Origin of the sequence: Corynebacterium glaucum (assembly GCF_030408855.1) — a bacterium.
GTDB lineage: Bacteria > Actinomycetota > Actinomycetes > Mycobacteriales > Mycobacteriaceae > Corynebacterium > Corynebacterium glaucum.
The window spans coordinates 732,997-754,686 of sequence record NZ_CP047358.1; the positions used below are offsets into that span (position 1 = coordinate 732,997).

General features: G+C 61.8%; 28 protein-coding genes and 1 pseudogene. 16 read left to right on the forward strand and 13 right to left on the reverse strand.

Annotated features, from left to right (window positions below; genetic code table 11):
* Positions 1 to 18: 18 nt before the first annotated feature.
* From CGLAUT_RS03545 to CGLAUT_RS03555, 3 genes and pseudogenes are all read right to left on the reverse strand, one after another.
* Positions 19 to 312: a chorismate mutase gene (locus CGLAUT_RS03545; RefSeq protein WP_095659513.1), complete on the reverse strand. Its 294-nt coding sequence runs from the start codon at positions 310 to 312 to the stop codon at positions 19 to 21.
* A 49-nt stretch (positions 313 to 361) separates the two neighbouring features.
* Positions 362 to 502: a LysE family transporter gene (locus tag CGLAUT_RS03550; RefSeq protein ID WP_290186338.1), complete on the reverse strand. Its 141-nt coding sequence runs from the start codon at positions 500 to 502 to the stop codon at positions 362 to 364.
* A gap of 230 nt (positions 503 to 732) precedes the next feature.
* Positions 733 to 984: pseudogene (locus CGLAUT_RS03555) on the reverse strand (LysE/ArgO family amino acid transporter); the annotation flags it as partial.
* 84 nt (positions 985 to 1,068) lie between these two features.
* Between CGLAUT_RS03555 and pcrA the strand changes: the two are divergent.
* Entirely contained in the window at positions 1,069 to 3,396 is a 2,328-nt protein-coding gene (pcrA, locus tag CGLAUT_RS03560) for a DNA helicase PcrA (RefSeq protein ID WP_095659515.1), read from the forward strand.
* Here pcrA and CGLAUT_RS03565 read toward each other — a convergent pair.
* Both CGLAUT_RS03565 and CGLAUT_RS03570 read right to left on the reverse strand, forming a co-directional pair.
* Positions 3,393 to 4,088: a M23 family metallopeptidase gene (locus CGLAUT_RS03565; RefSeq protein WP_290186341.1), complete on the reverse strand. Its 696-nt coding sequence runs from the start codon at positions 4,086 to 4,088 to the stop codon at positions 3,393 to 3,395. The genes pcrA and CGLAUT_RS03565 overlap by 4 nt on opposite strands.
* A 276-nt stretch (positions 4,089 to 4,364) precedes the next feature.
* Positions 4,365 to 5,108 (reverse strand): M23 family metallopeptidase, encoded by a 744-nt coding sequence (locus CGLAUT_RS03570; RefSeq protein ID WP_095659517.1) that lies wholly within the window; start codon positions 5,106 to 5,108, stop codon positions 4,365 to 4,367.
* A gap of 328 nt (positions 5,109 to 5,436) precedes the next feature.
* On the opposite strand from CGLAUT_RS03570, the gene CGLAUT_RS03575 reads away from it, so the two are divergent.
* Genes CGLAUT_RS03575 through CGLAUT_RS03600 form a run of 6 tightly spaced genes read left to right on the forward strand, consistent with a single transcriptional unit; the run spans position 5,437 to position 11,107 of the window.
* On the forward strand, positions 5,437 to 6,621 hold the full coding sequence (locus CGLAUT_RS03575) for a cell division protein PerM (RefSeq protein WP_290186342.1): 1,185 nt from the start codon (positions 5,437 to 5,439) through the stop codon (positions 6,619 to 6,621).
* Positions 6,622 to 6,632: 11 nt separating this feature from the next.
* Positions 6,633 to 7,202, forward strand: coding sequence for a phosphoribosylglycinamide formyltransferase (purN, locus tag CGLAUT_RS03580; RefSeq protein WP_290186343.1), 570 nt, complete (start codon positions 6,633 to 6,635; stop codon positions 7,200 to 7,202).
* Entirely contained in the window at positions 7,203 to 8,738 is a 1,536-nt protein-coding gene (purH, locus tag CGLAUT_RS03585) for a bifunctional phosphoribosylaminoimidazolecarboxamide formyltransferase/IMP cyclohydrolase (RefSeq protein WP_290186345.1), read from the forward strand. It begins immediately after the preceding gene.
* Positions 8,739 to 8,757: 19 nt separating this feature from the next.
* Positions 8,758 to 9,651: a serine hydrolase gene (locus tag CGLAUT_RS03590; RefSeq protein ID WP_290186346.1), complete on the forward strand. Its 894-nt coding sequence runs from the start codon at positions 8,758 to 8,760 to the stop codon at positions 9,649 to 9,651.
* Between the two features lie 35 nt (positions 9,652 to 9,686).
* Positions 9,687 to 10,214: a hypothetical protein gene (locus tag CGLAUT_RS03595; RefSeq protein WP_290186348.1), complete on the forward strand. Its 528-nt coding sequence runs from the start codon at positions 9,687 to 9,689 to the stop codon at positions 10,212 to 10,214.
* A gap of 14 nt (positions 10,215 to 10,228) precedes the next feature.
* Positions 10,229 to 11,107 (forward strand): serine hydrolase, encoded by an 879-nt coding sequence (locus CGLAUT_RS03600; RefSeq protein ID WP_290186349.1) that lies wholly within the window; start codon positions 10,229 to 10,231, stop codon positions 11,105 to 11,107.
* A gap of 1 nt (position 11,108) precedes the next feature.
* Here the strand turns inward: CGLAUT_RS03600 and CGLAUT_RS03605 are convergent, their stop codons facing one another.
* The 5 genes from CGLAUT_RS03605 to rpmB all read right to left on the reverse strand — a co-directional run bounded on the left by CGLAUT_RS03605 (position 11,109) and on the right by rpmB (position 12,897).
* Positions 11,109 to 11,792, reverse strand: coding sequence for a TetR/AcrR family transcriptional regulator (locus CGLAUT_RS03605; protein WP_095659523.1), 684 nt, complete (start codon positions 11,790 to 11,792; stop codon positions 11,109 to 11,111).
* A 131-nt stretch (positions 11,793 to 11,923) separates the two neighbouring features.
* Positions 11,924 to 12,172 (reverse strand): 30S ribosomal protein S18, encoded by a 249-nt coding sequence (rpsR, locus tag CGLAUT_RS03610; protein ID WP_095659524.1) that lies wholly within the window; start codon positions 12,170 to 12,172, stop codon positions 11,924 to 11,926.
* A 15-nt stretch (positions 12,173 to 12,187) separates the two neighbouring features.
* On the reverse strand, positions 12,188 to 12,493 hold the full coding sequence (gene rpsN, locus CGLAUT_RS03615) for a 30S ribosomal protein S14 (RefSeq protein ID WP_066530427.1): 306 nt from the start codon (positions 12,491 to 12,493) through the stop codon (positions 12,188 to 12,190).
* A 3-nt stretch (positions 12,494 to 12,496) separates the two neighbouring features.
* Positions 12,497 to 12,661 (reverse strand): 50S ribosomal protein L33, encoded by a 165-nt coding sequence (rpmG, locus tag CGLAUT_RS03620; RefSeq protein WP_095659525.1) that lies wholly within the window; start codon positions 12,659 to 12,661, stop codon positions 12,497 to 12,499.
* Positions 12,661 to 12,897, reverse strand: a complete 237-nt coding sequence (gene rpmB / locus CGLAUT_RS03625) for a 50S ribosomal protein L28 (RefSeq protein WP_095659526.1) — start codon at positions 12,895 to 12,897, stop codon at positions 12,661 to 12,663. The genes rpmG and rpmB overlap by 1 nt, the downstream gene beginning before the upstream one ends.
* 313 nt (positions 12,898 to 13,210) lie before the next feature.
* Here rpmB and CGLAUT_RS03630 point away from each other — a divergent pair, with 313 nt between their 5' ends.
* Positions 13,211 to 13,669 carry a DUF418 domain-containing protein gene (locus tag CGLAUT_RS03630; protein WP_095659527.1) on the forward strand — a complete coding sequence of 153 codons (459 nt, stop codon included), beginning with the start codon at positions 13,211 to 13,213 and terminating at the stop codon, positions 13,667 to 13,669.
* Between the two features lie 34 nt (positions 13,670 to 13,703).
* Here CGLAUT_RS03630 and mscL read toward each other — a convergent pair whose 3' ends face one another.
* Positions 13,704 to 14,135 carry a large-conductance mechanosensitive channel protein MscL gene (gene mscL, locus CGLAUT_RS03635; RefSeq protein WP_095659528.1) on the reverse strand — a complete coding sequence of 144 codons (432 nt, stop codon included), beginning with the start codon at positions 14,133 to 14,135 and terminating at the stop codon, positions 13,704 to 13,706.
* A 269-nt stretch (positions 14,136 to 14,404) separates the two neighbouring features.
* On the opposite strand from mscL, the gene CGLAUT_RS03640 reads away from it, so the two are divergent.
* The 7 genes from CGLAUT_RS03640 (at position 14,405) to CGLAUT_RS03670 (ending at position 19,360) form a co-directional block, all read left to right on the forward strand.
* A complete protein-coding gene (locus CGLAUT_RS03640; protein WP_095659529.1) occupies positions 14,405 to 14,674 on the forward strand; it encodes a type B 50S ribosomal protein L31 in 270 nt (89 codons plus the stop codon).
* Positions 14,675 to 14,699: 25 nt separating this feature from the next.
* Positions 14,700 to 14,873 (forward strand): 50S ribosomal protein L32, encoded by a 174-nt coding sequence (gene rpmF, locus CGLAUT_RS03645; protein ID WP_095659530.1) that lies wholly within the window; start codon positions 14,700 to 14,702, stop codon positions 14,871 to 14,873.
* A 121-nt stretch (positions 14,874 to 14,994) separates the two neighbouring features.
* Positions 14,995 to 15,693, forward strand: coding sequence for a response regulator transcription factor (locus CGLAUT_RS03650; RefSeq protein ID WP_095659531.1), 699 nt, complete (start codon positions 14,995 to 14,997; stop codon positions 15,691 to 15,693).
* The gene (locus CGLAUT_RS03655; RefSeq protein ID WP_095659532.1) at positions 15,690 to 17,216 is read left to right on the forward strand and encodes a sensor histidine kinase; all 1,527 of its coding nucleotides are present in this window, start codon (positions 15,690 to 15,692) and stop codon (positions 17,214 to 17,216) included. The genes CGLAUT_RS03650 and CGLAUT_RS03655 overlap by 4 nt, the downstream gene beginning before the upstream one ends.
* Before the next feature lie 197 nt (positions 17,217 to 17,413).
* Positions 17,414 to 18,547 carry a S1C family serine protease gene (locus CGLAUT_RS03660; protein ID WP_290186999.1) on the forward strand — a complete coding sequence of 378 codons (1,134 nt, stop codon included), beginning with the start codon at positions 17,414 to 17,416 and terminating at the stop codon, positions 18,545 to 18,547.
* 53 nt (positions 18,548 to 18,600) lie between these two features.
* On the forward strand, positions 18,601 to 19,164 hold the full coding sequence (locus CGLAUT_RS03665; RefSeq protein ID WP_290186373.1) for a MogA/MoaB family molybdenum cofactor biosynthesis protein: 564 nt from the start codon (positions 18,601 to 18,603) through the stop codon (positions 19,162 to 19,164).
* A 4-nt stretch (positions 19,165 to 19,168) separates the two neighbouring features.
* The gene (locus CGLAUT_RS03670) at positions 19,169 to 19,360 is read left to right on the forward strand and encodes a hypothetical protein (RefSeq protein WP_095659535.1); all 192 of its coding nucleotides are present in this window, start codon (positions 19,169 to 19,171) and stop codon (positions 19,358 to 19,360) included.
* Between the two features lie 14 nt (positions 19,361 to 19,374).
* Here the strand turns inward: CGLAUT_RS03670 and CGLAUT_RS03675 are convergent, their stop codons facing one another.
* Both CGLAUT_RS03675 and CGLAUT_RS03680 read right to left on the reverse strand, forming a co-directional pair.
* Positions 19,375 to 20,004 carry an SAF domain-containing protein gene (locus tag CGLAUT_RS03675; protein ID WP_290186376.1) on the reverse strand — a complete coding sequence of 210 codons (630 nt, stop codon included), beginning with the start codon at positions 20,002 to 20,004 and terminating at the stop codon, positions 19,375 to 19,377.
* 34 nt (positions 20,005 to 20,038) lie between these two features.
* Positions 20,039 to 20,638: a 5-formyltetrahydrofolate cyclo-ligase gene (locus tag CGLAUT_RS03680; RefSeq protein WP_343898681.1), complete on the reverse strand. Its 600-nt coding sequence runs from the start codon at positions 20,636 to 20,638 to the stop codon at positions 20,039 to 20,041.
* A gap of 64 nt (positions 20,639 to 20,702) precedes the next feature.
* Here CGLAUT_RS03680 and CGLAUT_RS03685 point away from each other — a divergent pair, with 64 nt between their 5' ends.
* Positions 20,703 to 21,674 (forward strand): UTP--glucose-1-phosphate uridylyltransferase, encoded by a 972-nt coding sequence (locus tag CGLAUT_RS03685; protein WP_290186379.1) that lies wholly within the window; start codon positions 20,703 to 20,705, stop codon positions 21,672 to 21,674.
* Positions 21,675 to 21,690: the final 16 nt, after the last annotated feature.

Here is a 21,690-nt window from a genome sequence, read left to right on the forward strand (position 1 = left end):
CTCGCGGTTTCAGTCCCGTTACCCCAGTTTGCCGCGGCCGAGGCGCAGAAGAATCTGCGCTAGCCCTGGCCCTTCTTCGCCGAGCTCGTCGCGGAACTGGTTAATAATCGCCACCTCGCGGGTGTGCACGAGCTTGGTGCCTCCGGACCCCATGCGGGTTTTGCCAATGGCCTGCGAGATCTCGGTGCGGCGCTTCACTGCGTCCAGGATGACCCGATCTAGCCGATCAATCTCCTTGCGGTACTCCTGGATCTCCGCGTCGGACAACGGGTCGTCGGTACCGGAGGGCATGCGGATCTCAAGCTCGCTCATGGGAAATGATTATGCCTGACCGCCAGCGCCGACCTGTTGCTTTCCCCCCCTAGATAGACGACGTGACCAGCATCCCAGCCATGATGAACATAGTAATGGCCACCAGAACCTCGATGATCCGCCAGGCTCGGGGAGAGGAGAGTAGGGGAGCGAGCTGGTAGGCACCGAACCCGAGACCTGAGAACCACACGATGGAGCCCAACAGGGCACCGAAGAAAAAAACCGTGATCCCCGTGCTGGTGCGCAACGCTGCCCAGCAAAATAACGGTGTCCAGGTAGACGTGCGGATTCGCCCAGGTGAGAGAGTGCGGTCACCGCGACGTTGTGTAGCGTCGTCGCGTCCGCGTGCCCATTCGCCTGGTCCGGTGTAGAGACCTCGAGAGACGCTGAGTTGCGAAGGTTCCGGAGAGACTGAAGCCCGATGTAAACGAGGTATGCGGCGCCGAGCCATTTCATCGCGGTGATCAACTTGGGCTGCTGGCTCAGAAACGCCCCGAGGCCGAAATAGCCAGCCATGATTAAGGTCGCGTCGGACACGATGCAGATCGCAACGACCGGCACAATGAACTCGCGCCGAATACCTTGGCGGAGCACGAACGCATTCTGCGCTCCGATTGCGGCGATGAGTCCGAGTCCCATCGCAAAACCGGTACCGAGGGCGCTTGCAGGCATGGTTCGAAAGATTACCGCGGTGCGTCTCCCGGAGTTCGAACACCCGCACGAGTCGTGTTGGAGGCGGTGGGTAGGGTTTAGCCCATGAGCAATCAGACCGATCTGACGCTGGGGCTGAACCCGCAGCAGCAGGCCGCCGTAGTGCACGAAGGTGGCCCGCTGCTCATCGTCGCGGGTGCGGGCTCGGGCAAAACTGCGGTGCTCACCCGCCGCATTGCGCACTTGCTGCAAGACAGGGGAGTGGCACCCTGGCAGATTCTCGCGATCACGTTTACCAATAAGGCCGCGGCTGAGATGCGCGAGCGCGTTGCGGCGTTAGTCGGGCAAACAGCTGAGCGCATGTGGGTGGCAACGTTCCACTCGGTGTGCGTGCGCATCTTGCGCCAGCAGGCCCAGCTCGTGCCGGGGTTGAACACCAACTTCACTATCTACGACGCGGATGATTCTCGCCGCTTGCTCGGCATGATCGCGAAGGACTTTAACCTCGATCTGAAGAAGTTCACGCCCCGCACGCTCGCCAACGCGATCTCAAACCTCAAGAACGAGCTCATCGGCCCTGAGCAGGCGCTCCCAGAGGCGGAGCGGACCCACAACCCGTTCGAGACCACGGTGGCGAAGGTCTATGCGGAATATCAACGCCGGTTGCGTCAGTCCAACGCTCTCGACTTTGACGACCTCATTGGTGAGGTGGTGCGCATTTTCAAGATGCACCCGCAGGTCACCGACTACTACCGTCGCCGCTTCCGCCATGTGCTGGTGGACGAGTATCAGGACACGAACCATGCCCAGTACGAGCTGATTCACACCCTGGTAGGCGATGGGCCAGACGCGCCAGAGCTCGCCGTCGTGGGCGACTCCGACCAGTCCATTTATGCGTTCCGTGGCGCGACCATCCGCAATATCGAGGAGTTTGAGCGCGACTACCCAAATGCCACCACGATCGTGCTGGAGCAGAACTACCGTTCGACGCAGAACATCCTCAGTGCTGCGAATTCGGTGATTGCCCAAAACGTTGACCGTCGCCCGAAGAAGCTCTGGACGGATCACGGGTCGGGCGAGAAGATTGTGGGCTACGTCGCCGACAATGAGCACGATGAGGCACGCTTCATCGCCGCCGAGATCGACGCACTGACCGACCAGGGCGTGCGGTACTCCGATATCGCGATCATGTACCGCACCAACAACGCCTCTCGTGCGATGGAGGACATCTTCATCCGTTCCGGCATCCCGTACAAGGTCGTTGGCGGCACCCGCTTCTACGAACGGCGAGAGATCCGCGATATCGTTGCGTACCTCAAGGTGCTAGATAATCCGGATGACACGGTGAGTCTGCGGCGCATCGTCAACGTGCCCAAGCGCGCCATCGGAGACAAAGCCCAGGCGATGGTTGCACTCCACGCCGACAATCACGGTCAGAGCTTTGGCCGCTCGCTTATCGACGCTTCGTTGGGCAACGTCGACATGCTCAACTCCCGCTCAACCAACGCCATCTCCGGGTTCGTGCAAATGATGGAGGGTATCCGTGAGGAAATGCCGCAGATGGTCAACGAGGTCACCGGCATGCCGGACCTCGGCCAGCTGGTAGCGCGAATTCTAGATGCCACCGGGTACAAATCGGAGCTCGAGGCATCGAACGATCCTCAAGATGCTGCGCGTCTCGACAACCTCAACGAGCTTGTTTCCGTCGCGCGCGAATTCTCCTCGGAGGCGGCCAACCAGCTCGCATACATGACGCAGGAAGACCTTGACGCAGCAATGGAAGAGGGGGAACCCGCCCCAGGATCACTTCAGGCCTTCTTAGAGAAGGTTTCGCTAGTCGCTGACGCGGATCAGCTGCCGGACAATGATCAGGGTGTGGTCACGATGATGACGCTGCACACCGCAAAGGGCCTGGAGTTTCCGGTGGTGTTTGTTACAGGCTGGGAAGACGGGCAGTTTCCCCACCTGCGCTCGCTCGGCGATCCGGAGGAACTTGCCGAGGAGCGCCGTTTGGCATATGTGGGCATCACCCGCGCCCGCGAGCGGCTGTACCTCACGCGCGCGATCCTGCGCGCTTCGTGGGGCGCTCCGGTAACTAATCCCGCCAGTCGCTTCCTCGCTGAGGTCCCGGAGGACCTCGTCGACTGGCGGAGGGTGGCACCTGAGCCGGAGTTCAACTCGAGCGCGTGGGGCACACCTGCTTCCGTTCCCGCACGGGCGAAACGTACACGGCGCGGTATTGCGGGCGATATGAAAGTGAATAAGAACCTCGAACTGGCCGTTGGTGATCGCGTCAACCACGCGAAGTACGGCCTCGGCACGGTGCTCACCGTAGAAGGTACCGGTGTGCGTGAGACGGTAACGGTGGACTTCGGTTCTTCTGGCACGGTCCGTCTCATGCTGATCGGTGGCGTGCCAATGGAGAAGCTTTAGCTCGGAATCGAGATGCCTCGGGCGTTGAACCACGCCACTGGATCAGCCTGGGTGACTCCATCCGGCTTGATTTCGAAGTGCAGGTGCGGGCCGGTGGACTGGCCTTCGTTGCCGATCTTGGCGATCTGCTCGCCGGCGGAGACACGCTGGCCGACGCTGACGTTGTAGTCGCGCATGTGGCCGTAGACGGAGACCTCGCCGTCATCGTGTCGAATGACGACCCAGTTGCCGAAACCCTGGGCGGGACCCGCGTTAATGACGGTTCCGTCCATCACAGCGTAGATCGGGGTGCCAATCGAATTCGCGATGTCGATGCCGTTGTGCAGCGTTCCCCAACGCGAGCCGAAGCCAGAGGTAAATGTGCCCTCAGTGGGTGTGACAACTTTGCGGCCGTCAGAAGTGCTGCCCTCCTGGGAGGAAACCCAGTTTTCGGGCAACTCAGGTGCGAATGCCTCTGCTACCTCATCACCCAGTGAACGAGGGTCGTACACTACCGAATATCCGGCGTAGCTCAGGGTGGCACCGGAAGTCACGATCGTGTTTGCTGCGTCGGCCAGGGCCTTGAGCGTTTGCTGGCCGTTGTCGGTGGGAACTCCGTTGACGTGGAGGGTGACAGCACCAGCGTGCGGGGCGGCTGCGGCAGTTAGTACTAGCACCGCTGCGAGAGCGGTGGAAAGCAGACGACGGTTCATGGTGGAGCGAAACCTTTACGTTCGGTGGGTGATACCGCCGTAGAATGTAACGCCGTTACATTCCTTTGACAATGCGTTGACGTGCATGTTTGTCGAAAGAGTGTTTCAAACGCCAAAGAAATGCGCAGGTCAACGAAATGTTACTGGTGTGAAGATTGTTACGAATGTGATTATTGTTCGGGGGTAAAACCGGGGTTGCCCGAGCGCGAAAAACCCGCCACCTTGAGGGTGGCGGGTGCGTTGCTCTGCGCTAGTTAAGGCGATTGCGCGCGAGGGTTAGAGGGAGATGCCTCGCTCGGCAAACCATGCGGCCGGATCCACGGGAGTGTTGCCGTCCGGGTGGATCTCAAAGTGGAGGTGGGTGCCGGTGGAGAAGCCCATGTTGCCCATTCCGGCGATCTTCTGGCCCGCGGTCACGCGCTGGCCGGCGACCACATCAAGGCTCTCCATGTGGCCGTAGATGGAGAGTGAGCCGTCATCGTGCTTGATGCGGATCCAGTTGCCGTAGCCCTGGGCGGGGCCAGAATCGATCACGGTGCCGTCCATGACTGCGAGGATCGGGGTGCCGTTCGCGTTGGCGATGTCGACGCCGGAGTGGAATGCGCCCCAGCGCGGGCCGAAGCCGGAGGTGAAAGCGCCTTCGGCCGGCTTGACCACGTTCGGCATGCGGGCCTGCAGGTCGGCTGCCGCGACCTCGGCGGAGTGCTCGACGGCCTTCACCAGCTGATTGGACAGGTCTTCGACCGGCTTGTACTCGGTGATCGTGAGGATCTGCGGGGCGGCCTCTTCGATCACGCCTTCAGCTGCGGTATCGACAACGTCGAGCAGCTCCTCAGAGTCAGCGGCGAGCTCAAAGTCGAGGTTGGCTTCCGCCGTCTTGTTGGTGGTCAGTTCGCCTGCGGCGGCACCGGAGAAACCTGCAGTCGAGACCGCGCCGGTGGTAACTGCCACCATGGCAACGCGGCCCTTGTTCGGGGACTGCTTGCGGTGCTTACCACCTTTACGAGACGAGTTGTACATATACCCTCTTTGCGCAGATCCTTAGGTTACGTTTAAACCGCTCGTGCTCATCCGTAACCATCTCGTTATCTTGACGTTGCTACTGTAACGAATCGGTTTCGGTGGAGCAACCCAGTTCGCGAACAAAGTACGTCGTTTTTCTCTGAATTTCCGTTACGTCGTTACTTGAGCCACTTTAGTCACACGCGTTACCGTCGGTTGCCCCCATATGCGGACGAGTGTCCCTATCCAATCAGTGCCTTATGTAATGGCAAAGTAAGCGGGGATGAGTAACACACAGAGCACGCGCCCTACCGCCTCCCGTCGCCGGAGGCCGGTAAAAGGGCTCGTGACCGGGCAACAACGGGAGAAGCCTGAACCGAAAGCGCCCGAAACCTGGGCGCAGCGTCTGAAGCAATACGTGCCGTCCGCAGTTGCGCCGCTCGCTGTGCTCGCCCTCGCTACCGGCGTTACCTGCTTCGCAGTGATCTTGCTCTCAGATTGGGGCATGAAATACCTGCCCGCCGCAATCGGGCAGTCCTGGCTCACGTTGCACGGCGTGCCGCTGCGCATCGACGGAGTCGAGTTGTCGCTCGTGCCGCTGCTACCCGCCGTGGGGATCGTTGCGCTTGTCGCCTCCCGCATCCGCGCCGCAACGAAGACTCGCGTCAGCGTGTTGGACCTCGGAGCCATCTTTGTCCTCGTGACGGTGACGTCGCTCGTGCTAAGTGTGGTCTCCCTGTTCATGGTCGCGGATGCGTCCCATGTCTTTGCGATTGCTCCGCCCCATCCAGCGGCCGCGATCCTCATGCCGCTCGGCCTGCACCTCGCCGGCTTTGCGCTCGGCATCAGTCCTGTCGTTTGGCGGGTCATCGCGAAACGCTCCGGAATCCCACCTGAAACTGTCATCACTGCTGGTGCCGCGCTACGCGTCATGCGGGATCTCGTGCTCGCCGCAGCCGTGGTGTACCTGGTATTGCTCGCACTGAACTACCGCCACATCGCTGAGGTGGTCGGTGCATATCCGAACCTCGGTTGGTCCGGGGGACTCGCGCTCACGCTGCTGTGCCTCGGCTACCTTCCGAACGCGGCCGTGGCAACGCTTGCAGTGCTCCTAGGCGGCACGTTCGAATACGCAGGAGCGACGGTAAGCCTTTTCGATGCCACCTCCGTAGCACTGCCGCCGTTGCCAATCTTCGCGGCCGTGCCGGCCAGCGCGCCCGTCTGGGTGACTGCACTCATGCTCATCCCGGTCGCAGTCGTCTTGCGGTTTGCTCTTACCAGGAGCTTTTCGCTTATCGACGTCGCCGCCACCGCCACTTGGGCGGCAGTCCTGGGCCTTGTGGTGGCAAGCTATGCAAGCGGCACTGCGGGTGCCTACGGTCATGTCGGCCCCAACCCGTGGACATTCGCGGTCTTGCTGTTCCTCTGGACCGCGTTGCCCGGCCTGATCGCGTGGCTGGTTTCTCTCGCTCGGGCGCGTTCTGCTGGCGAAGACAGCGGCGAAGACGGCGGCGAAGACGGCCAGGTCTAAACTCGACTGCTGTGACTACTTTGATCACCGTGCTGGTTTCTGGATCCGGCACGCTGTTGCAAGCGATTCTTGATAACCAATCCGAGGCGTACCGCGTCGCACTCGTGGTCGCGGATAAACCGTGCCCGGCGCTCGAACGGGCCGAACGCGTCGGTGTGCCTACGCGCGTCGTTGCTTTGGGGGCAGACCGCGGCGCGTGGGACGAGAAACTCGCCCAGGCAGTCGCTGCTGGAAACCCGGACCTGGTGGTCTCCGCGGGGTTCATGCGGATCCTGGGGCAGGCGTTTCTGGACCGGTTCCAGGGCAAGACAGTGAACACGCATCCGTCGTTACTCCCGGCATTTCCCGGTGCGGACGCGGTCGGTGATGCGCTGGCTTATGGTGTAAAGGTCACTGGCTGCACCGTGCACTTCGTTGACGCGGGGGTAGATACGGGCGAGATCATTGCGCAACGTGCCATCCGCGTTGAAGACGGCGACACGAAGGACACACTTCACGAACGCATCAAGCAGGCTGAGCGCGAGCAAATTGTTGGGTTGCTCGCCTCGGCACGATTGGACAATGGAAAGGTGACCTTTTAAATGGGCATCGAGATCAAGCGCGCGCTTATCAGCGTGTACGACAAGACCGGGCTCGAGAAGCTCGCACGCACGCTGGGGGACGCGGGCGTTGAGATTGTCTCGACCGGATCGACCGCGAAGCGCATCGCTGATGCCGGGGTGAAGGTCACCGAGGTCGCAGAGCTCACTGGTTTCCCTGAGGTGCTCGATGGGCGCGTGAAGACGTTGCACCCGCGGGTTCACTCAGGCATCCTGGCCGACCTGCGCAAAGATGACCACGTCCGCCAGCTCGAGGAACTGGGCATCGAGGCGTTCCAGCTTGTCGTCGTGAATCTTTACCCGTTCCAGGAGACCGTGGCCTCCGGTGCCTCCTTCGACGAGTGTGTCGAGCAGATCGACATCGGCGGGCCATCCATGGTGCGAGCTGCAGCGAAGAATCACCCCTCCGTCGCAGTGGTCGTCAACCCGGAGCGCTACGCGGATGTGATCGCAGCGGTACAGAATGGCGGGTTCGACGAAGAGCAGCGTCGGGAGCTAGCGGCCGCGGCATTCGAACACACCGCGCACTACGACGCCGCGGTGTCCGCCTGGTTCAACGAGCAGTTGGGGCGCACAGGAGCCACGAGCGGGGAGACGACCAGCCTGCGCTACGGGGAGAACCCCCACCAGTCGGCCCGACTCGTGTCGTTTGGCACCGGTCTGGCTGCTGCGACCCAGCACGGCGGCAAGGAAATGAGCTACAACAACTACCAGGATGCCGACGCAGCGTGGCGCGCTGCCTGGGACCATGAGCGGGCATGCGTGGCCATTATCAAACACGCCAATCCCTGCGGCCTAGCCGTGTCCGACACCTCAATCGCCGACGCGCACAAGAAGGCCCACGCGTGTGACCCGGTATCCGCTTACGGGGGCGTGATCGCCTGCAATCGCGAGGTGACCCTCGAGCTGGCGGAGCAAATCGCGCCGATCTTTACCGAGGTCATCATCGCGCCGGGCTACGAGCCGGCGGCTTTGGAAAAGCTGCAGGAGAAAAAGAATCTGCGCATCCTGACTGCGGAGAAACCCGAGCGCGACGGTGAAGAGCACAAGCAGATCTCGGGTGGCTACCTGATCCAGGACCGCGACATCTACCAGGCGGAGGGCGACAACGCCGAGAACTGGACGCTCGCTGCGGGCGACGCAGTCGGCGCGGAGACATTGGCCGATCTCGAGTTCGCGTGGCGCTCGGTGCGCTGCGTGAAGTCCAACGCTATCCTCATCGCCGCCGACGGAGCGTCGGTGGGCATCGGCATGGGCCAAGTCAACCGCGTCGACTCCGCGAAACTGGCAGTGGACCGCGCGAACACGCTTGACGACGGCAAGAACCGCACCAACGGCGCTGTCGCCGCTTCGGACGCGTTCTTCCCCTTCGCTGACGGTTTCCAAATTCTCGCTGATTCCGGTGTGAAGGCTGTCGTGCAGCCGGGTGGCTCGATCCGCGACGAAGAGGTCATCGCCGCGGCCGAGGAGGCCGGCGTGACTATGTACCTCACCGGCACCCGTCACTTCGCCCACTAAGGGTTTAAAGAGCAAGCCTATGTCTTCCCGCATAGCTGCCGCGCTGCTCGCCGCTGGCCTGGTGTGGCCGGCGATGCCCGCGTTGTACGACGTCCCAGTGCTCGGCCCTGCAATCGCGCAGGCCTACTACCAGCTGCCCAAGGAGATCCAGGGGCGCATCTCGCCCAACGTCCGCGCGCAGATTCTGCCTCCGGCGCTACCAGAACCCGACGCGGCAGGTCCGTCTTATCCTGGTGGCAACGATCACCGCGCGAACCAGGCGGTCCTGGATCAGTTGGTTGCCGAGGTGGGCGCGCGCCACTCGGGCAGCGTCGCGATCTCGGTCGCTGGCGTGCACGGGCAGTACACCGCTGGCGATGACCGGCCGGTGCTTGCATTTTCGACGATGAAGGTGCCGTTGGCGATTGCGGCCTTGCGCCAGGATGCGGGTCTCTACCCGGACGCGGAAGCAGCGGTGACGCGCTCCGACAACGAGGCAACATGGCGGATGGAGGAGGTTGTTCCTGCCACCGCGGTTGCCGATGTCATCGCGCAGGCAGGCTCACGCACGACCAACTCGGCCGGATGGCGGATGGGCACGCAGTGGACAACCTCAGACCAGGCACAGTTCGCTTCCGGCCTGCGCTGCGTTGAAGGGCATGAGCCCGTGCTGGACATGATGGGCCGGATCGTGCCTGAGCAGCGCTGGGGTCTTGGGCGCATTGAGGGGGCACGGTTCAAGGGCGGTTGGAATTTCCACGAAGACGGCCACGTTGCTCGCCAATTCGGGTTGATTCCAGGGCCGGATGGAGACGTTGCGGTTGCGATCACGGCGTATAGCCCGGACGGGTACGTGGGCAGCTACCGCATGCTCGATGAGCTTGCCGACGGACTGGCGAAGCTTACTCCACAATTGCCCACGTCGCGCTGCTGAGCGCAGTAGCTGGGGCAGTGCGTTAAGGTGCGAGCATGACACACCCCTACGGCGAAAGTAGCTGGGACCAGTCGCCCAGCTACTCCAGCGGCGATGACGCCTTCTTCGGCCCGGCTTACTACGAGGAGGAGAAAGGCGGCACCAACGCGTGGCTTGTGGCGACTCTCGTGCTGCTGCTCGCCGTGCTTGTCGGCCTGCTGATCTACTTCTTCGGCAGTGGGTTTTTCGGATCCTCGAAGGGTGAGATCGAAGAGCCAACGTACGCACCGTCTACTGACAGTCCCGCGACTTCGGCAAGCCCTGGGCCGGAGACGGTGACCACCACAGAGAAACCTCCGGTACGTGATTACTCTAACTTCGCACCCGACACTGATGTCACGTCGCAACAGTTTGCCGCAGAGGTATTCAAGGCGTTCCAGGAGGTTTCCCAGCGAGAAGGTCGGACAGATGTGAGCGTGTCTGCGTACAGCCCGGTGACGGGTAATAGCTACGCCATGACGTGCGGCGGTGACGAGGTTGTGTACTGCTCCGGCGGCAACAACGCCCGGGTGAAGATTTGGTAGGTCGACTCCACACTGTGGCCGCTGGATTTGGCCTTGCGGGAGTATTGATCTTTGCTCACGGCTGCACGCTGCCGTTACGCGTCGAGGACCTCCCTGGGCCAGCTACTGCAACCACGCAGTCGCAATTTTCTGCTTCCGTGAACGTGACGGCGTCTCCAGACACGGCGCAGCCGCAGGGTGGGGAAGAGGCCGGCGCACTTGCTGCGCTTGAATCCGTGATCGCAGACGTTGAGTTAACGTTTGGCGGGAAACTCGGCATCGCGACCGCCAGTTCACAGGGTGCGATCGCAGCAGGCTTCCAAGACGCGAGCCCGGCATGGTCTACCACCGTCAAGGTGCCGATAGCTATTGCCGCGCTGCGCACGCAACCACATCAGCTTGTCGACGCCGGACTGGCGATCACGGTCTCCGACAACGAAGCAGCGGAGCGCTTGTTCGCGGCCAGCGGAGCTGAGGCCGTGAACACGGTGCTCAAAGAAGCCGGGGTGGGCACCCCAGTCAATGACGTTGTGCTGCGTCCCGGCTTCAGCTCGTTCGGCCAGACGGCGCTTAGTGTTTCGGATGAGGCTGTGCTCGCGAGCAGGTTCGCTTGCCTCGAAGGCGCGGACCCGGTGTTGGAGATGATGGGGCGCGTTGACCCGAGCCAGTCGTACGGGCTTGGGGCCGTCGAAGGGGCACGCTTCAAAGGCGGGTGGGGGCCGGACGAAGCGGGTAGCTACCAGGTTCGCCAGTTCGGACTCATACCGCGTCACGACGGCACCTTTGCCCCGGCGGCACTCAGCGCTTTCCCCGCGGACGGAGCCTACGCGACCGGCCAGGCGATGCTCACGCACGCTGCGACCACGCTTGCGACGCAAGCGCAGTCTCTTCCCGTCGCAGAGTGCTGGTCGTGAACTAACTCGTCGGCATTTCCGCGCTCACCCGGGATACTAGCTCCAGTGTCCGTTCACCGCGTCGCTGTGGAATGTCGGCGTGAAGCACGTCGAGCACCGCATCAGCAATGGTGACCGACGGCGCGGGGAGTGCGTCGTCGACAAGCGGATAGGGCGCGATGCCAGTGTTATCGCGCATCTCGATGGCCGCGAGCGTCATATGGAACGGCAGCTCGATGCGGGGATCGTCTTCACCGACGATCTGTGCGGCGAGGTCGCGGTAAATGCCCTCGAGCTGGGCGCGGGCCGCGTGGTACTCGGCGAACTCATCGTTGGTGAGCACCGGGAGCTGATAAAGCCTTCCGATGTTCCAGTTCGAGCTGAGCAAGATACGGGTCTCGGCCGCGACAAGCGCCCAGAGTTTGAGCGCCGGTGACTCGTCCGACTCTGCAAGATCGGACGCGAGATCCAACGCGGGCTGAATCGTGCTCATCAGCAACGTCATGAAGATGTCGTTCTTTGAAGGGAAGTGGTAGTACAGCGAAGCTTGTCGCATGCCGACGGCTTCCGCGATCTGGTGCGTCGAAGTAGTCGCAAAACCGTGGCGGGTGAACAGCTCGGACGAGGCGTCAAGGATCTCCTCGCGGGCGGTGCTACCGCGCCGTCGGGGACTCTGCTTGCGCGGGCGGCCGACCGTTCCTGCCATATGCGCCTCATCTCCATTCGTGGCTTCAAGATCGAACGACAACTCTAGACACGAAAACACCCGTCCTCAACCCTGGCGAAACAGGGGAGAACGGGTGGATCGAAGATGCTTACGCTGTTGTCAACCGATTCTTAGCGGCTGGTGAACGGCAGAAGAGCCATCTCGCGCGCGTTCTTCACGGCGGTGGCCACCTGACGCTGCTGCTGCGGGGTCAGGCCGGTCACGCGACGGGAGCGGATCTTGTGACGGTCAGAGATGAACAGTCGCAGGGTCTCGATGTCTTTGTAATCGACGGTTTCGATGCCCTTTGCCTTCAGCGGGTTCTTCTTCGGGCGGCGGGACTGCTCCATGCGCGGCTTACGCTGGTTGTTGCGCTTCATTGGTAGTTGTCCTCCTTACCACGAAGACTTACGGACGCCAGGCAGCTCACCACGGTGAGCCATCTCGCGCATACGGACACGGGAAACACCGAACTTGCGGAGGTAGCCGCGGGGGCGGCCGTCACGAGAGTCACGGTTGCGCACGCGCACCGGGGAGGCGTCGCGCGGCTGACGGTTGAGCTCGAACTGAGCGTCGAGACGATCCTCGTCGGAAGTCTCCGGGTTGCGGATGATCGCCTTCAGCTCGTTACGGCGTTCTGCGTAGCGAGCGACGATCTCCTTGCGCTGTTCATTCTTCGCAATCTTGGACTTTTTCGCCATGGATTATCGCTCCTCGCGGAATTCGACGTGCTTGCGCACAATCGGGTCGTACTTCTTCAGCGAAATACGGTCCGGGTTGTTGCGCTTGTTCTTGCGGGTGACGTAGGTGAAGCCCGTGCCAGCGGTGGACTTGAGCTTGATGATCGGACGGATATCGTTACGTGCCATTAGATCTTCTCACCTCGTGCGCGGATCTGTGCCACGACGGACTCGATGCCGTCGCGGTCGATGATCTTGAGACCCTTCGTGGAAACGTTCAGGGTAATCGTGCGGCCCTCGGAGGGCAGGTAGAACTTCCGCTTCTGCACGTTGGGGTTCCAACGGCGCGAGTGGCGGCGGTGCGAGTGGGACACGGTTTTGCCGAACGACGGCTGCTTCCCCGTGACCTGGCAATGTGCCGACATTGGTTACTTCCTTTACTTCTGCCGCCCACGCACTGATCACGTTGTGAGGAGGGCACCGAAAGGATGCATTGGAAAACGCATCGGTGCAGGTGTAATCGGTTGACGCAGGCGTTTACGTGTTCTTCGACAACAGCGAGTGACAACCTTACAGCTTTGCCGCGCGGATTCCTAATCGCTGATCGCGTTCCGCAATGCCCGCCCACGAGCATTTTCCACCGCACCGGTGCAGATGGTTCCCGTGCAGCGCAGGGTGATGGAAGACTGGCGCTCATGCTGCAAGGAGATCCTCGGCGGAATCCTGCTTTAGCTGCTCATGGTCATGATGGGTGTCGGCATCTTCACCCTCGCCGCGCGCCTCTACCGCGCCGGCTTGTTCCAGCCAGAGCAGGTTGCTTTACGACGCAAGATTGCACGGGTCGGTCTCGGCATCGGGCTTCCACTTGATTGGGGGTTGCGGCTTTTCGCAAGCGGGTCCTCCGGTGTCTTCACCCGGTACCTCAGCTCCACCATTGTTGCTTTTGGGGTCCTGGCGTTGATTGCTGGTTTCTACGTGAAACGCAACAACCGCCTCGGCGCTGCGGGCAGCGCCTTGGCGGCTGTGGGCAGGATGGCTGTGACGTGCTACATCCTGCAGAATCTATTGGCATCAATCGTGTTTTACGACTTCGGCCTTGGCGCGGCCCGGGTCACTGACGGTGAGTTGCAATGGTTGAGGGTCACGCTGATCTACATCGGCCTCTGTGCGGTGCTTATCGGGCTCAGTGTGTTCTAGCTACGAAAGTTTCCGCGGGGGCCGGTGGAGACCGTTATGCATTGGGTGTACGAGTCGCCTGGCCGGGCTGGCCAGGCTGGCCGGCGAGCAGGTCACGGATCTCAGTGAGCAGCTCGGTCTCGGTCGGGTCCTCAACCTCCGGGTCGATGCCCTTGCGGCGCTTCTGTGCCTCGTCAAGCTTGTTCATCGGCGCAACGATGATGAAGTAGACAACTGCGGCGATGAGCAGGAAGTTGATGAAGGCGGTGATCAGTGCGCCGAAGTCGATGAAGGTGGCCTCATTGCCAGGAAGGACGTGGATGCCTAAGGGGGAGAAGTCTGCGCCGCCGACCGCGGAGATCAGCGGGTTGATGATGTTGTCCGAGAACGCGGTGACAACGGCGGTGAATGCCGAACCGATGACGACACCGACAGCCAAATCGATGACGTTGCCGCGCATGATGAAATCTTTGAATCCTTGAAGCATGTGCTCTCCTAAATACAGGCCTAGTTGACGTGGATCGGGTGAAGAACTTATCTGACGCGCGGATTAAGTGCGAAACCAAAGCGGTTTACCGGAGTGTCGCGGGTGGACAAAGGTGGACGGGGGACTCGTCGATAAGCGAACCGCCCAATTATGAGAATGGGCGCCTGAGCTGTAAGCTTTTGCGAGTCCAATTTCGCACCCAACTCAGGCACGGCCGTACGCCTACGGAATCGACCTGATGTTCAACCCTGAGGGAGACGAATCCAACAATGAGGAATGACATTCACCCGGATTACCACCCGGTGATCTTCCAGGACGCAAACACGGGGCACAAGTTCCTGACGCGTTCCACCCTGACCTCCGACCGCACTGACCAGTGGGAAGACGGCAACGAGTACCCGCTCGTCGTCGTTGACGTGACTTCCGAGTCGCACCCGTTCTGGACCGGCGCCCAGCGTCTCATGGACACTGCTGGCCGCGTGGAGAAGTTCAACCAGCGTTTCGGTGGCATGGCTCGCCGCAAGAAGAAGTCCAACTAAGCGCACCCTGTAAGGAGGTACAACGATGGCAACCCCGAAGTTTCGTAAGTCCCGTGCAAACACCCGCATGCGTCGTTCGCAGTGGAAGGCTGACAATCCGGAGCTGACGACCGTCAAGATTGACGGCCAGGAAGTGCGCATCCCGCGCCGGTTGGTCAAGGCGGCAAAGGCTGGCCTGATCGATGTCGAGCAGTTCTAAACTGAACTCGGCGCGCCGGATCTCCCAACGCGTTTGGTAGGTCCGGTTTTTTCTGGTCAATTTACGGCTCAATTGGGTAATCAAGCGCAATTTGAGTTTGCTATACGTTAAGATTTATCACATGAAAATTTTGGTTGTGGATGACGAGCAAGCCGTCCGCGAATCACTGAAGCGGTCGTTGCGGTTCAACGGCTACGATGTGTTACTCGCGGAGGACGGCGAGGAAGCTCTTCAATTAATCCGTGAGCAGCGCCCGGATCTGACGATTCTTGATGTGATGATGCCGAAGCTCGATGGCCTCGGCGTGTGTCGAGTGCTGCGTGAGGAAGGGGATCACACCCCGATCCTGATGCTCACCGCGCGCGATGATGTTGCGGATCGAGTGGCCGGTTTGGATGCCGGTGCCGACGACTACCTACCGAAGCCGTTCGCGCTCGAGGAGTTGCTCGCCCGCGTTCGCTCACTGCTGCGTCGCACCCGGGAGACCCCAACGTCGGAGGAGACCATTGAACGTGCGGCGCTAACGTTCGGGGATTTGACGATGAATCCGGAGACCCGCGAGGTCACCCGCGCTGGCCGCCAGATCACGTTGACCCGAACCGAGTTCGCACTGCTGCTTCTTTTGATGAACAACGCACGCCGCGTGCTTACCCGGCAGCAGATCCTCGAGGAGGTCTGGGGCTACGACTTCCCGACGTCTGGCAACGCACTCGAGGTCTACATCGGCTACCTGCGGCGCAAGACCGAGGCCGAAGGTGAGTCAAGGCTGATCCACACCGTGCGCGGTGTTGGTTACGTCCTGCGGGAGAACGCTCCGTGATCCTCCGACAGTCCGCAGAAAACTACACCCGCGACAAACACGCGAGGCTAGACAATAGTAGTGACAACGCGGACGCTGAGTTCCACCCGGCGAGTTTCTTTGGGCTGGGACTGACCACCCGCCAGCAGTTAGCGTTCTTGGCGGGTGCAATGGTGGTGGTCACCGTGTTGCTGACCTTTACGGTGGGCACGTGGGCGGTTTCGTCTGCGCGCTTGAGCAGGTTGGATAGCGAGCTGAGCTCCAAAGCGTTTGTGGAGATGACTGAGCTGCGCGAGGACGGATTGGCCGACCCGGACGCGATCCGCCAAGAAGTGTGGCGGTTCAAGACCCATAACCCCTTCGTGCGCATTGCGGTTTCGCCCGCAGGGTCCGAGGGTTTCTACGGCGATCCGGTCCCGGTCGGTGGGGAGTTCGCGCCGCTGTCAAACGGCGACGAGCTGTCCACCCGCACCTTGGGTTCGGAGCGCGTAGTGGTGCGTCGTTCACAAGAAGGCGAGTACGTCGCGCTTTCCCAGATGATCGATCCTTATGGACAACTGGTGGGCAGCCTCGGGGCGGGATTGCTCATCATTTCCGGGCTTGGGGCGCTGTTGGCGTGGGGATTGGGCAACCTCGTCGTTGCCGCAGGCCTGCGACCCCTCCAACGCCTCCAGCGGGCGGCCGAAGGGGTCACGCGCACGGGAAAGCTGCGCATGCTGCCAGTCGATGGGGACGACGAATGGGCGCAGGTCAGCGCGTCATACAACGACATGCTGCGCACCATTCAAGATTCCCGCACACGTCAGGCGCAGCTGGTTGCCGATGCCGGCCACGAACTGAAAACGCCACTGACCTCGATGCGCACCAACATCGAATTGCTGAACATGCTGTACTCCTCGGGGCGCCAGGACCAGATCTCGCAAGAAGATCTGGCCGACCTGCAGCACGACGTGATTGCCCAAATGGAAGAGATGTCTTCTCTGATCACGGACCTTGTCGATCTGGCGAGGGAAGACGCGCCTGGCACCGTGTCGGAAGAGTTCCGCTTGGATGAGGTCATCGAGGAAGCCCTGGAGCGTGGCCGGCGCCGCCGTCCTGACGTGCAGTTCCGATACCGCGCCGACCCGTGGATCATGCGAGGAGATCGTGCGGCCATGGTGCGTGCCCCGCTCAACATCATCGATAACGCGTTGAAGTGGTCGCCGCCAGGTGGCACTGTGCGCATTTCACTGCGTGCCGCGACGCGGCGCGCAGTGCTCATCGTTGATGATTCCGGCCCGGGTATCCCGCCGGAGGAGCGTGACAAAGTGTTCCAGCGCTTCTACCGCGCGACGGAAACCCGCTCGACGCCGGGTTCTGGTCTGGGTCTTGCAATTACCCACCAGGTCCTCGAACGCCACAAGGCAAAGGTCTTCGTAGAAGAATCCGACGACGGCGGCGCACGCTTCCGCGTTGTCTTCCCCGGCCGCGTCCCGTCCGATCTGGAGCTGGCCGGAGGGGTTGACTCCGCTGCTGAGGTGCCGGACGCAAGCGTAGACCTGTAACGCTTCCCGCCATCAAGCTCTTTCACAGCCGGTGCCCAGGGTGCGGCTGGAGAATCTTTGGCAGGAAAGTTTTTCTTCGTTAGTGCAGTCACAGACGCATCGGGCATCATGGTGGGGTGAGTAACGCATATCCTCCTCAAGGCCCGTACGAGCCAAACCAGAACTCCTCCTACGAGCCATCTACCTCGAACGCTGGTGTGCAACCAGCGTTGAACGAACCTCAGTCAAACCCTGCCTCGCAGCCGAAGCGACGCTCTGGCGTCGGTGCGGCGATTGCGGTGGCAACAGTGACCTCGCTCCTCGTTGGCGGAGGCGCGGGCTATCTCGCGGGTTCCAACGCTACCCCGGAGCCGCGCGATTTCCAGAACAGCTTGAACCAGCCGGTGACCGACTTGGTGGAAGAAGCTCCAGACGGCTCCGTCGAAAAGGTCGCTGCCGCGGTGTTGCCGGCGGTTGTCTCCATCGAGGTGATCGGTCAGCGTTCCGCAGCTGAGGGGTCCGGCTCCATCGTCTCTTCTGACGGGTACGTGCTGACGAACCACCACGTCATCGAGTCTGCTGCGGACAACCACGGCGAAATCACCGTCACCTTGAATGACGGTTCCCGGCACCCAGCGACCTATGTCGCATCCGATGTGAATACTGACATCGGCGTTATCAAGATTGACGGCGTGGAAAACCTGCCGACTTTGGAGTTCGGCAATTCGAATGACCTCAGAGTGGGCCAGCAGGTCGTCGCTATCGGCTCGCCCCTTGGGCTTTCCGCAACCGTGACAAGCGGCATCGTTTCCGCCCTCAACCGTCCCGTTCGTGCGGGCCAGGGTGGGGGAGAGAGCTCGCTTATGGACGGCATCCAGACGGACGCAGCGATTAACCCCGGTAACTCGGGCGGCCCATTGGTCGACATGCAAGGTCGTCTCGTAGGCATGAACTCGGTCATCGCGTCGTTGTCGTCGGGTGGTCCAGGTGGACAGGGCGGAGGCTCGATCGGTCTCGGCTTTGCGATTCCGTCGAACTTCGCCCAGCGAGTCGCCAACCAGCTCATCGAAACCGGCGAGGCGAAGCAACCGATGCTGGGTGTGCAGGTCAATGTGATGGGAGACGCATCAGAAGGTGCCGTCATCGCCGACGTGCAACCGGGAAGCCCCGCGGAGCAGGCCGGGCTGAAACAAGGCGAAACGATTATCCGGCTGAATGACCGCCCGATCGAGTCCGCAGACGCATTGATCGCGGCAACGCGTTCGCGCGATTTCGGCGAGACGGTGACCCTCGAGGTGCGCGGTACCGACGGCGAACTCAGAACGGTAGAGGTGACGTTAAGTTCCGAGTAAAGTGCGATGCGTAGCTTCGTCAGATGAGCAGCAGAGGTAAAGGTGGAAAATCTATGACTACCGCGCAAGACTCGCTGGATTTCTTAGAACCGGATGAGGAGTTTCTCCGCGCCGCGGAACTTGAAACTGGCTCTCGGCCCGCACCCTGCGCGCTTGTGGTCTTAGTCGGCGACCGTCGCTTCGACAGTCCCGACGACAACACGCACTCGATGGTCGCTGAGTTATTAACCGAAATCGGCCTCGAGGTTGATGCCGTTGTGCACACGAAGTCGAAGAAGTCGGAGATCCGCAAAGCGATTGAGACCGGTGTTGTCGGCGGCGTTGATCTGGTGTTGACAATCGGTGGCACTGGTGTTGGCCCGCGCGACAAGACACCAGAAGCGACGCGCGCCGTGATTGACAAAATGGTGCCCGGGGTCAGTCAGGCCCTCCGCTCCTCCGGTCAGGCCTGCGGTGCGGTCGATGCCTGCACCTCGCGTGGGATCTGCGGCGTTTCGGGTTCTACCGTTGTGGTGAACCTCGCGCCGAGCCGCCAGGCGATCCGCGACGGCATCGCAACCATCGGTCCGCTGATCTCGCACCTGATCAGTGAGCTCGACGAACACAGCGTCAGCTAGACGGATGGCTCGAGCACGCCGCCGCGCCAAGCGGACCGCGGATGTGGACTACGACCGCACGGCTGACGTGCCCCTGCAGTCAGCCGATACAACGTCTGACGACGAGCGCGTCGTCGAACTTGATGACAACGCGCCCGAGCTGCTGAGCGACCGGGAATTCTACGAGCACGAACGCCCACCCCACCACGGTGAATAACCCAGCTACCGCGCCTACTTCGACTGCGGAATCGCGGAGTACCCGCCGCCGCTGAGCACCACCGTAAGCGGGTCGACCAACGATGCGGCAGCAACGGTCGCAGCATGCGTCTTTCGCAGCAGCACCAATACCGTGCCTTCCTCTCCCACGGTGACGATTCGCCCGCCCTCAGCGATCACTGCGGGGCCGTGGCCAATCACATCGACCCGTGCGCCGTGGTGCAGCATGGGCACGATGTCCGGCTCCGCGAGCGGCAACGGCACCATGGTGAAGTCCTCGCCGGGCGGCTCCTCGGCAACTAGCTGCGCAATCAGGTCGGGGCCAACAAGCCGGGTGGTGGTGACCACCTCACCAGCCGATGCACCGGCAGCGAGGATCTGGCCTGTCGCCAACTCGCTTTCTTGAATCGCGTTCGCGGGCACCACGTTGCTGGGAAGGCGAGTGGTTGTCAGATCCTCTTCGGTGAGCACCGCCCCGGCTGCCACGGGCCGGGCAAAGATGAGCACTGAAGGGGCAGCCCGGTGGGCGTCGATAAGCATGCTCAACCCCGCAACCACCACGAGCACAAAGGCGAGCACCCGCCGTATGACTGTGCTTCGGTGATGTCCGGGGTGCAGGAGGGCGTCAAAACGGGCGAGGTTCATAAGGATTAGACGCGCGCCGAGCCGCCGCCGTTCCCTAGAGCGGGAAAAACCCCGAGGGGGTGATCACCGCATCGATGGGCGCGTCATGCGCTTCGTGCGGCACGGCAGCGACAAACTCTGTGTCATATACCACCGCGGCCACGGGCACATCCAGCCCCGCCAACGCTCGGTCGTAGTAGCCTGCGCCTTTGCCAAGTCGCAGGCCATGCTTATCGACGGCCATTGCCGGCGCGATCACCAGCGCGCACGCGCGCAGCACATTCGAGTTGAAGCGGGGCCCTTGCGGCTCGGTGATGCCGAGCGCGCCTTGGCGCTCCGCCTGCCCGTCTTGGGGTGTCGAGGCCCACGCGAGGACCCCGTCTGCCAGCGAAATCGGCAACCAAACGCTTTGAGCGTGGGCGTTGAGGCGGGCCGCGTAGTCCGCGGGGCCCGGCTCGGAAGGCAGGGGGTTATACGCTGCGATCGGCTGGTTCAAAGCGCCAAAGTGCGTCATTGCGGCGATGGAATACGTCACAATTTCGGCGTCCAGTTGGGCCTTGCGCTCAGGCATGCGTTTCAGGGAGCTTCTGCCCTCGGCGACCTCGCGTCGGAGCTGGTCTTTTTCGGTTCCTGGTTTGCTCCGTTGTATGGCCACCGGTATACCTTTCTGGTCGGGTCGGAAAGCGGAGAAGCCTCAATCACGGGTAGACTCCATGCCCATGCGGAATTCTAAAGAGGAGTCTCAGCAGGCGGCGCATGGCGGTGTGCGGACGGTGGTCGTACCCGCGGCAGGAATGGGTACTCGGTTCTTGCCGGCGACCAAGACGGTTCCGAAGGAACTGCTTCCAGTTGTGGACACTCCGGGCATTGAGCTGATCGCGGAAGAGGCTGCTGATTTGGGGGCGGAGCGCCTGGTCATCGTGGTGGCTCCACAGAAGCAGGAAATCATGGACCACTTCGGTGAGTTCAATGTGCTGCAAAAGCGGCTACTCAACCGCGGTAAGGAGGAACAGGCGGAGAAAGTCAGCCGCGCCAACGAGCTGATTGACGCTGTCGCGGTGACCCAGGAGTCGCCGCTTGGTTTGGGCCATGCGGTTGGCTGTGCTGAGCCTGCGCTTGACGCCGAGGAAGACGCCGTGGCCGTCATGCTGCCAGACGATTTGGTGCTGCCAATCGGTGTGATGGACAAGATGGTGCGCGTGCGCGAGGAGTTCGGCGGCTCCGTGCTGTGCGCATTCAACGTCACCCCGGATGAGGTGTACAACTACGGCGTGTTCGACGTCGAAGACGCTGAGCGCGATATTGAGGGCGTTGAGGTGAAAAAGGTCCGCGGCATGGTGGAAAAGCCTGCCAAGGAAGAAGCGCCGTCCACCCTCGTCGCAACCGGTCGCTACCTGCTGGACCGCGCGGTCTTTGACGCCCTGGGGCGCATCGAGCCGGGCAAGGGCGGCGAGCTGCAGCTCACTGACGCTATCGAGCTGATGATCCAGGAGGGGCATCCAGTGCACGTGGTGGTGCACCGCGGCAAGCGCCACGACCTGGGTAACCCTGGTGGTTACATCCCGGCAAACGTCGACTTCGGCCTTCGTGATGAGAAGTACGGACCTGCCCTCTACCCGGCACTCAAGGAAATCCTCGCTGAATTTGAGGCGGAGCACCCGGAGGTGCTCGAGCGGGGGCAGCAGGGTTAAGCGAGAAACCACGACC

Bases quoted from the DNA above. Each gene is read 5' to 3' on its own strand.
- CGLAUT_RS03545 (WP_095659513.1), bottom strand. From the start codon at position 312: ATGAGCGAGCTTGAGATCCGCATGCCCTCCGGTACCGACGACCCGTTG.
- pcrA (WP_095659515.1), top strand. From the start codon at position 1,069: ATGAGCAATCAGACCGATCTGACGCTGGGGCTGAACCCGCAGCAGCAG.
- CGLAUT_RS03565 (WP_290186341.1), bottom strand. From the start codon at position 4,088: ATGAACCGTCGTCTGCTTTCCACCGCTCTCGCAGCGGTGCTAGTACTA.
- CGLAUT_RS03570 (WP_095659517.1), bottom strand. From the start codon at position 5,108: ATGTACAACTCGTCTCGTAAAGGTGGTAAGCACCGCAAGCAGTCCCCG.
- purH (WP_290186345.1), top strand. From the start codon at position 7,203: ATGGGCATCGAGATCAAGCGCGCGCTTATCAGCGTGTACGACAAGACC.
- CGLAUT_RS03590 (WP_290186346.1), top strand. From the start codon at position 8,758: ATGTCTTCCCGCATAGCTGCCGCGCTGCTCGCCGCTGGCCTGGTGTGG.
- CGLAUT_RS03595 (WP_290186348.1), top strand. From the start codon at position 9,687: ATGACACACCCCTACGGCGAAAGTAGCTGGGACCAGTCGCCCAGCTAC.
- CGLAUT_RS03605 (WP_095659523.1), bottom strand. From the start codon at position 11,792: ATGGCAGGAACGGTCGGCCGCCCGCGCAAGCAGAGTCCCCGACGGCGC.
- rpsR (WP_095659524.1), bottom strand. From the start codon at position 12,172: ATGAAGCGCAACAACCAGCGTAAGCCGCGCATGGAGCAGTCCCGCCGC.
- rpsN (WP_066530427.1), bottom strand. From the start codon at position 12,493: ATGGCGAAAAAGTCCAAGATTGCGAAGAATGAACAGCGCAAGGAGATC.
- rpmG (WP_095659525.1), bottom strand. From the start codon at position 12,661: ATGGCACGTAACGATATCCGTCCGATCATCAAGCTCAAGTCCACCGCT.
- rpmB (WP_095659526.1), bottom strand. From the start codon at position 12,897: ATGTCGGCACATTGCCAGGTCACGGGGAAGCAGCCGTCGTTCGGCAAA.
- CGLAUT_RS03630 (WP_095659527.1), top strand. From the start codon at position 13,211: ATGGTCATGATGGGTGTCGGCATCTTCACCCTCGCCGCGCGCCTCTAC.
- mscL (WP_095659528.1), bottom strand. From the start codon at position 14,135: ATGCTTCAAGGATTCAAAGATTTCATCATGCGCGGCAACGTCATCGAT.
- CGLAUT_RS03640 (WP_095659529.1), top strand. From the start codon at position 14,405: ATGAGGAATGACATTCACCCGGATTACCACCCGGTGATCTTCCAGGAC.
- rpmF (WP_095659530.1), top strand. From the start codon at position 14,700: ATGGCAACCCCGAAGTTTCGTAAGTCCCGTGCAAACACCCGCATGCGT.
- CGLAUT_RS03650 (WP_095659531.1), top strand. From the start codon at position 14,995: ATGAAAATTTTGGTTGTGGATGACGAGCAAGCCGTCCGCGAATCACTG.
- CGLAUT_RS03665 (WP_290186373.1), top strand. From the start codon at position 18,601: ATGACTACCGCGCAAGACTCGCTGGATTTCTTAGAACCGGATGAGGAG.
- CGLAUT_RS03670 (WP_095659535.1), top strand. From the start codon at position 19,169: ATGGCTCGAGCACGCCGCCGCGCCAAGCGGACCGCGGATGTGGACTAC.
- CGLAUT_RS03675 (WP_290186376.1), bottom strand. From the start codon at position 20,004: ATGAACCTCGCCCGTTTTGACGCCCTCCTGCACCCCGGACATCACCGA.
- CGLAUT_RS03685 (WP_290186379.1), top strand. From the start codon at position 20,703: ATGCGGAATTCTAAAGAGGAGTCTCAGCAGGCGGCGCATGGCGGTGTG.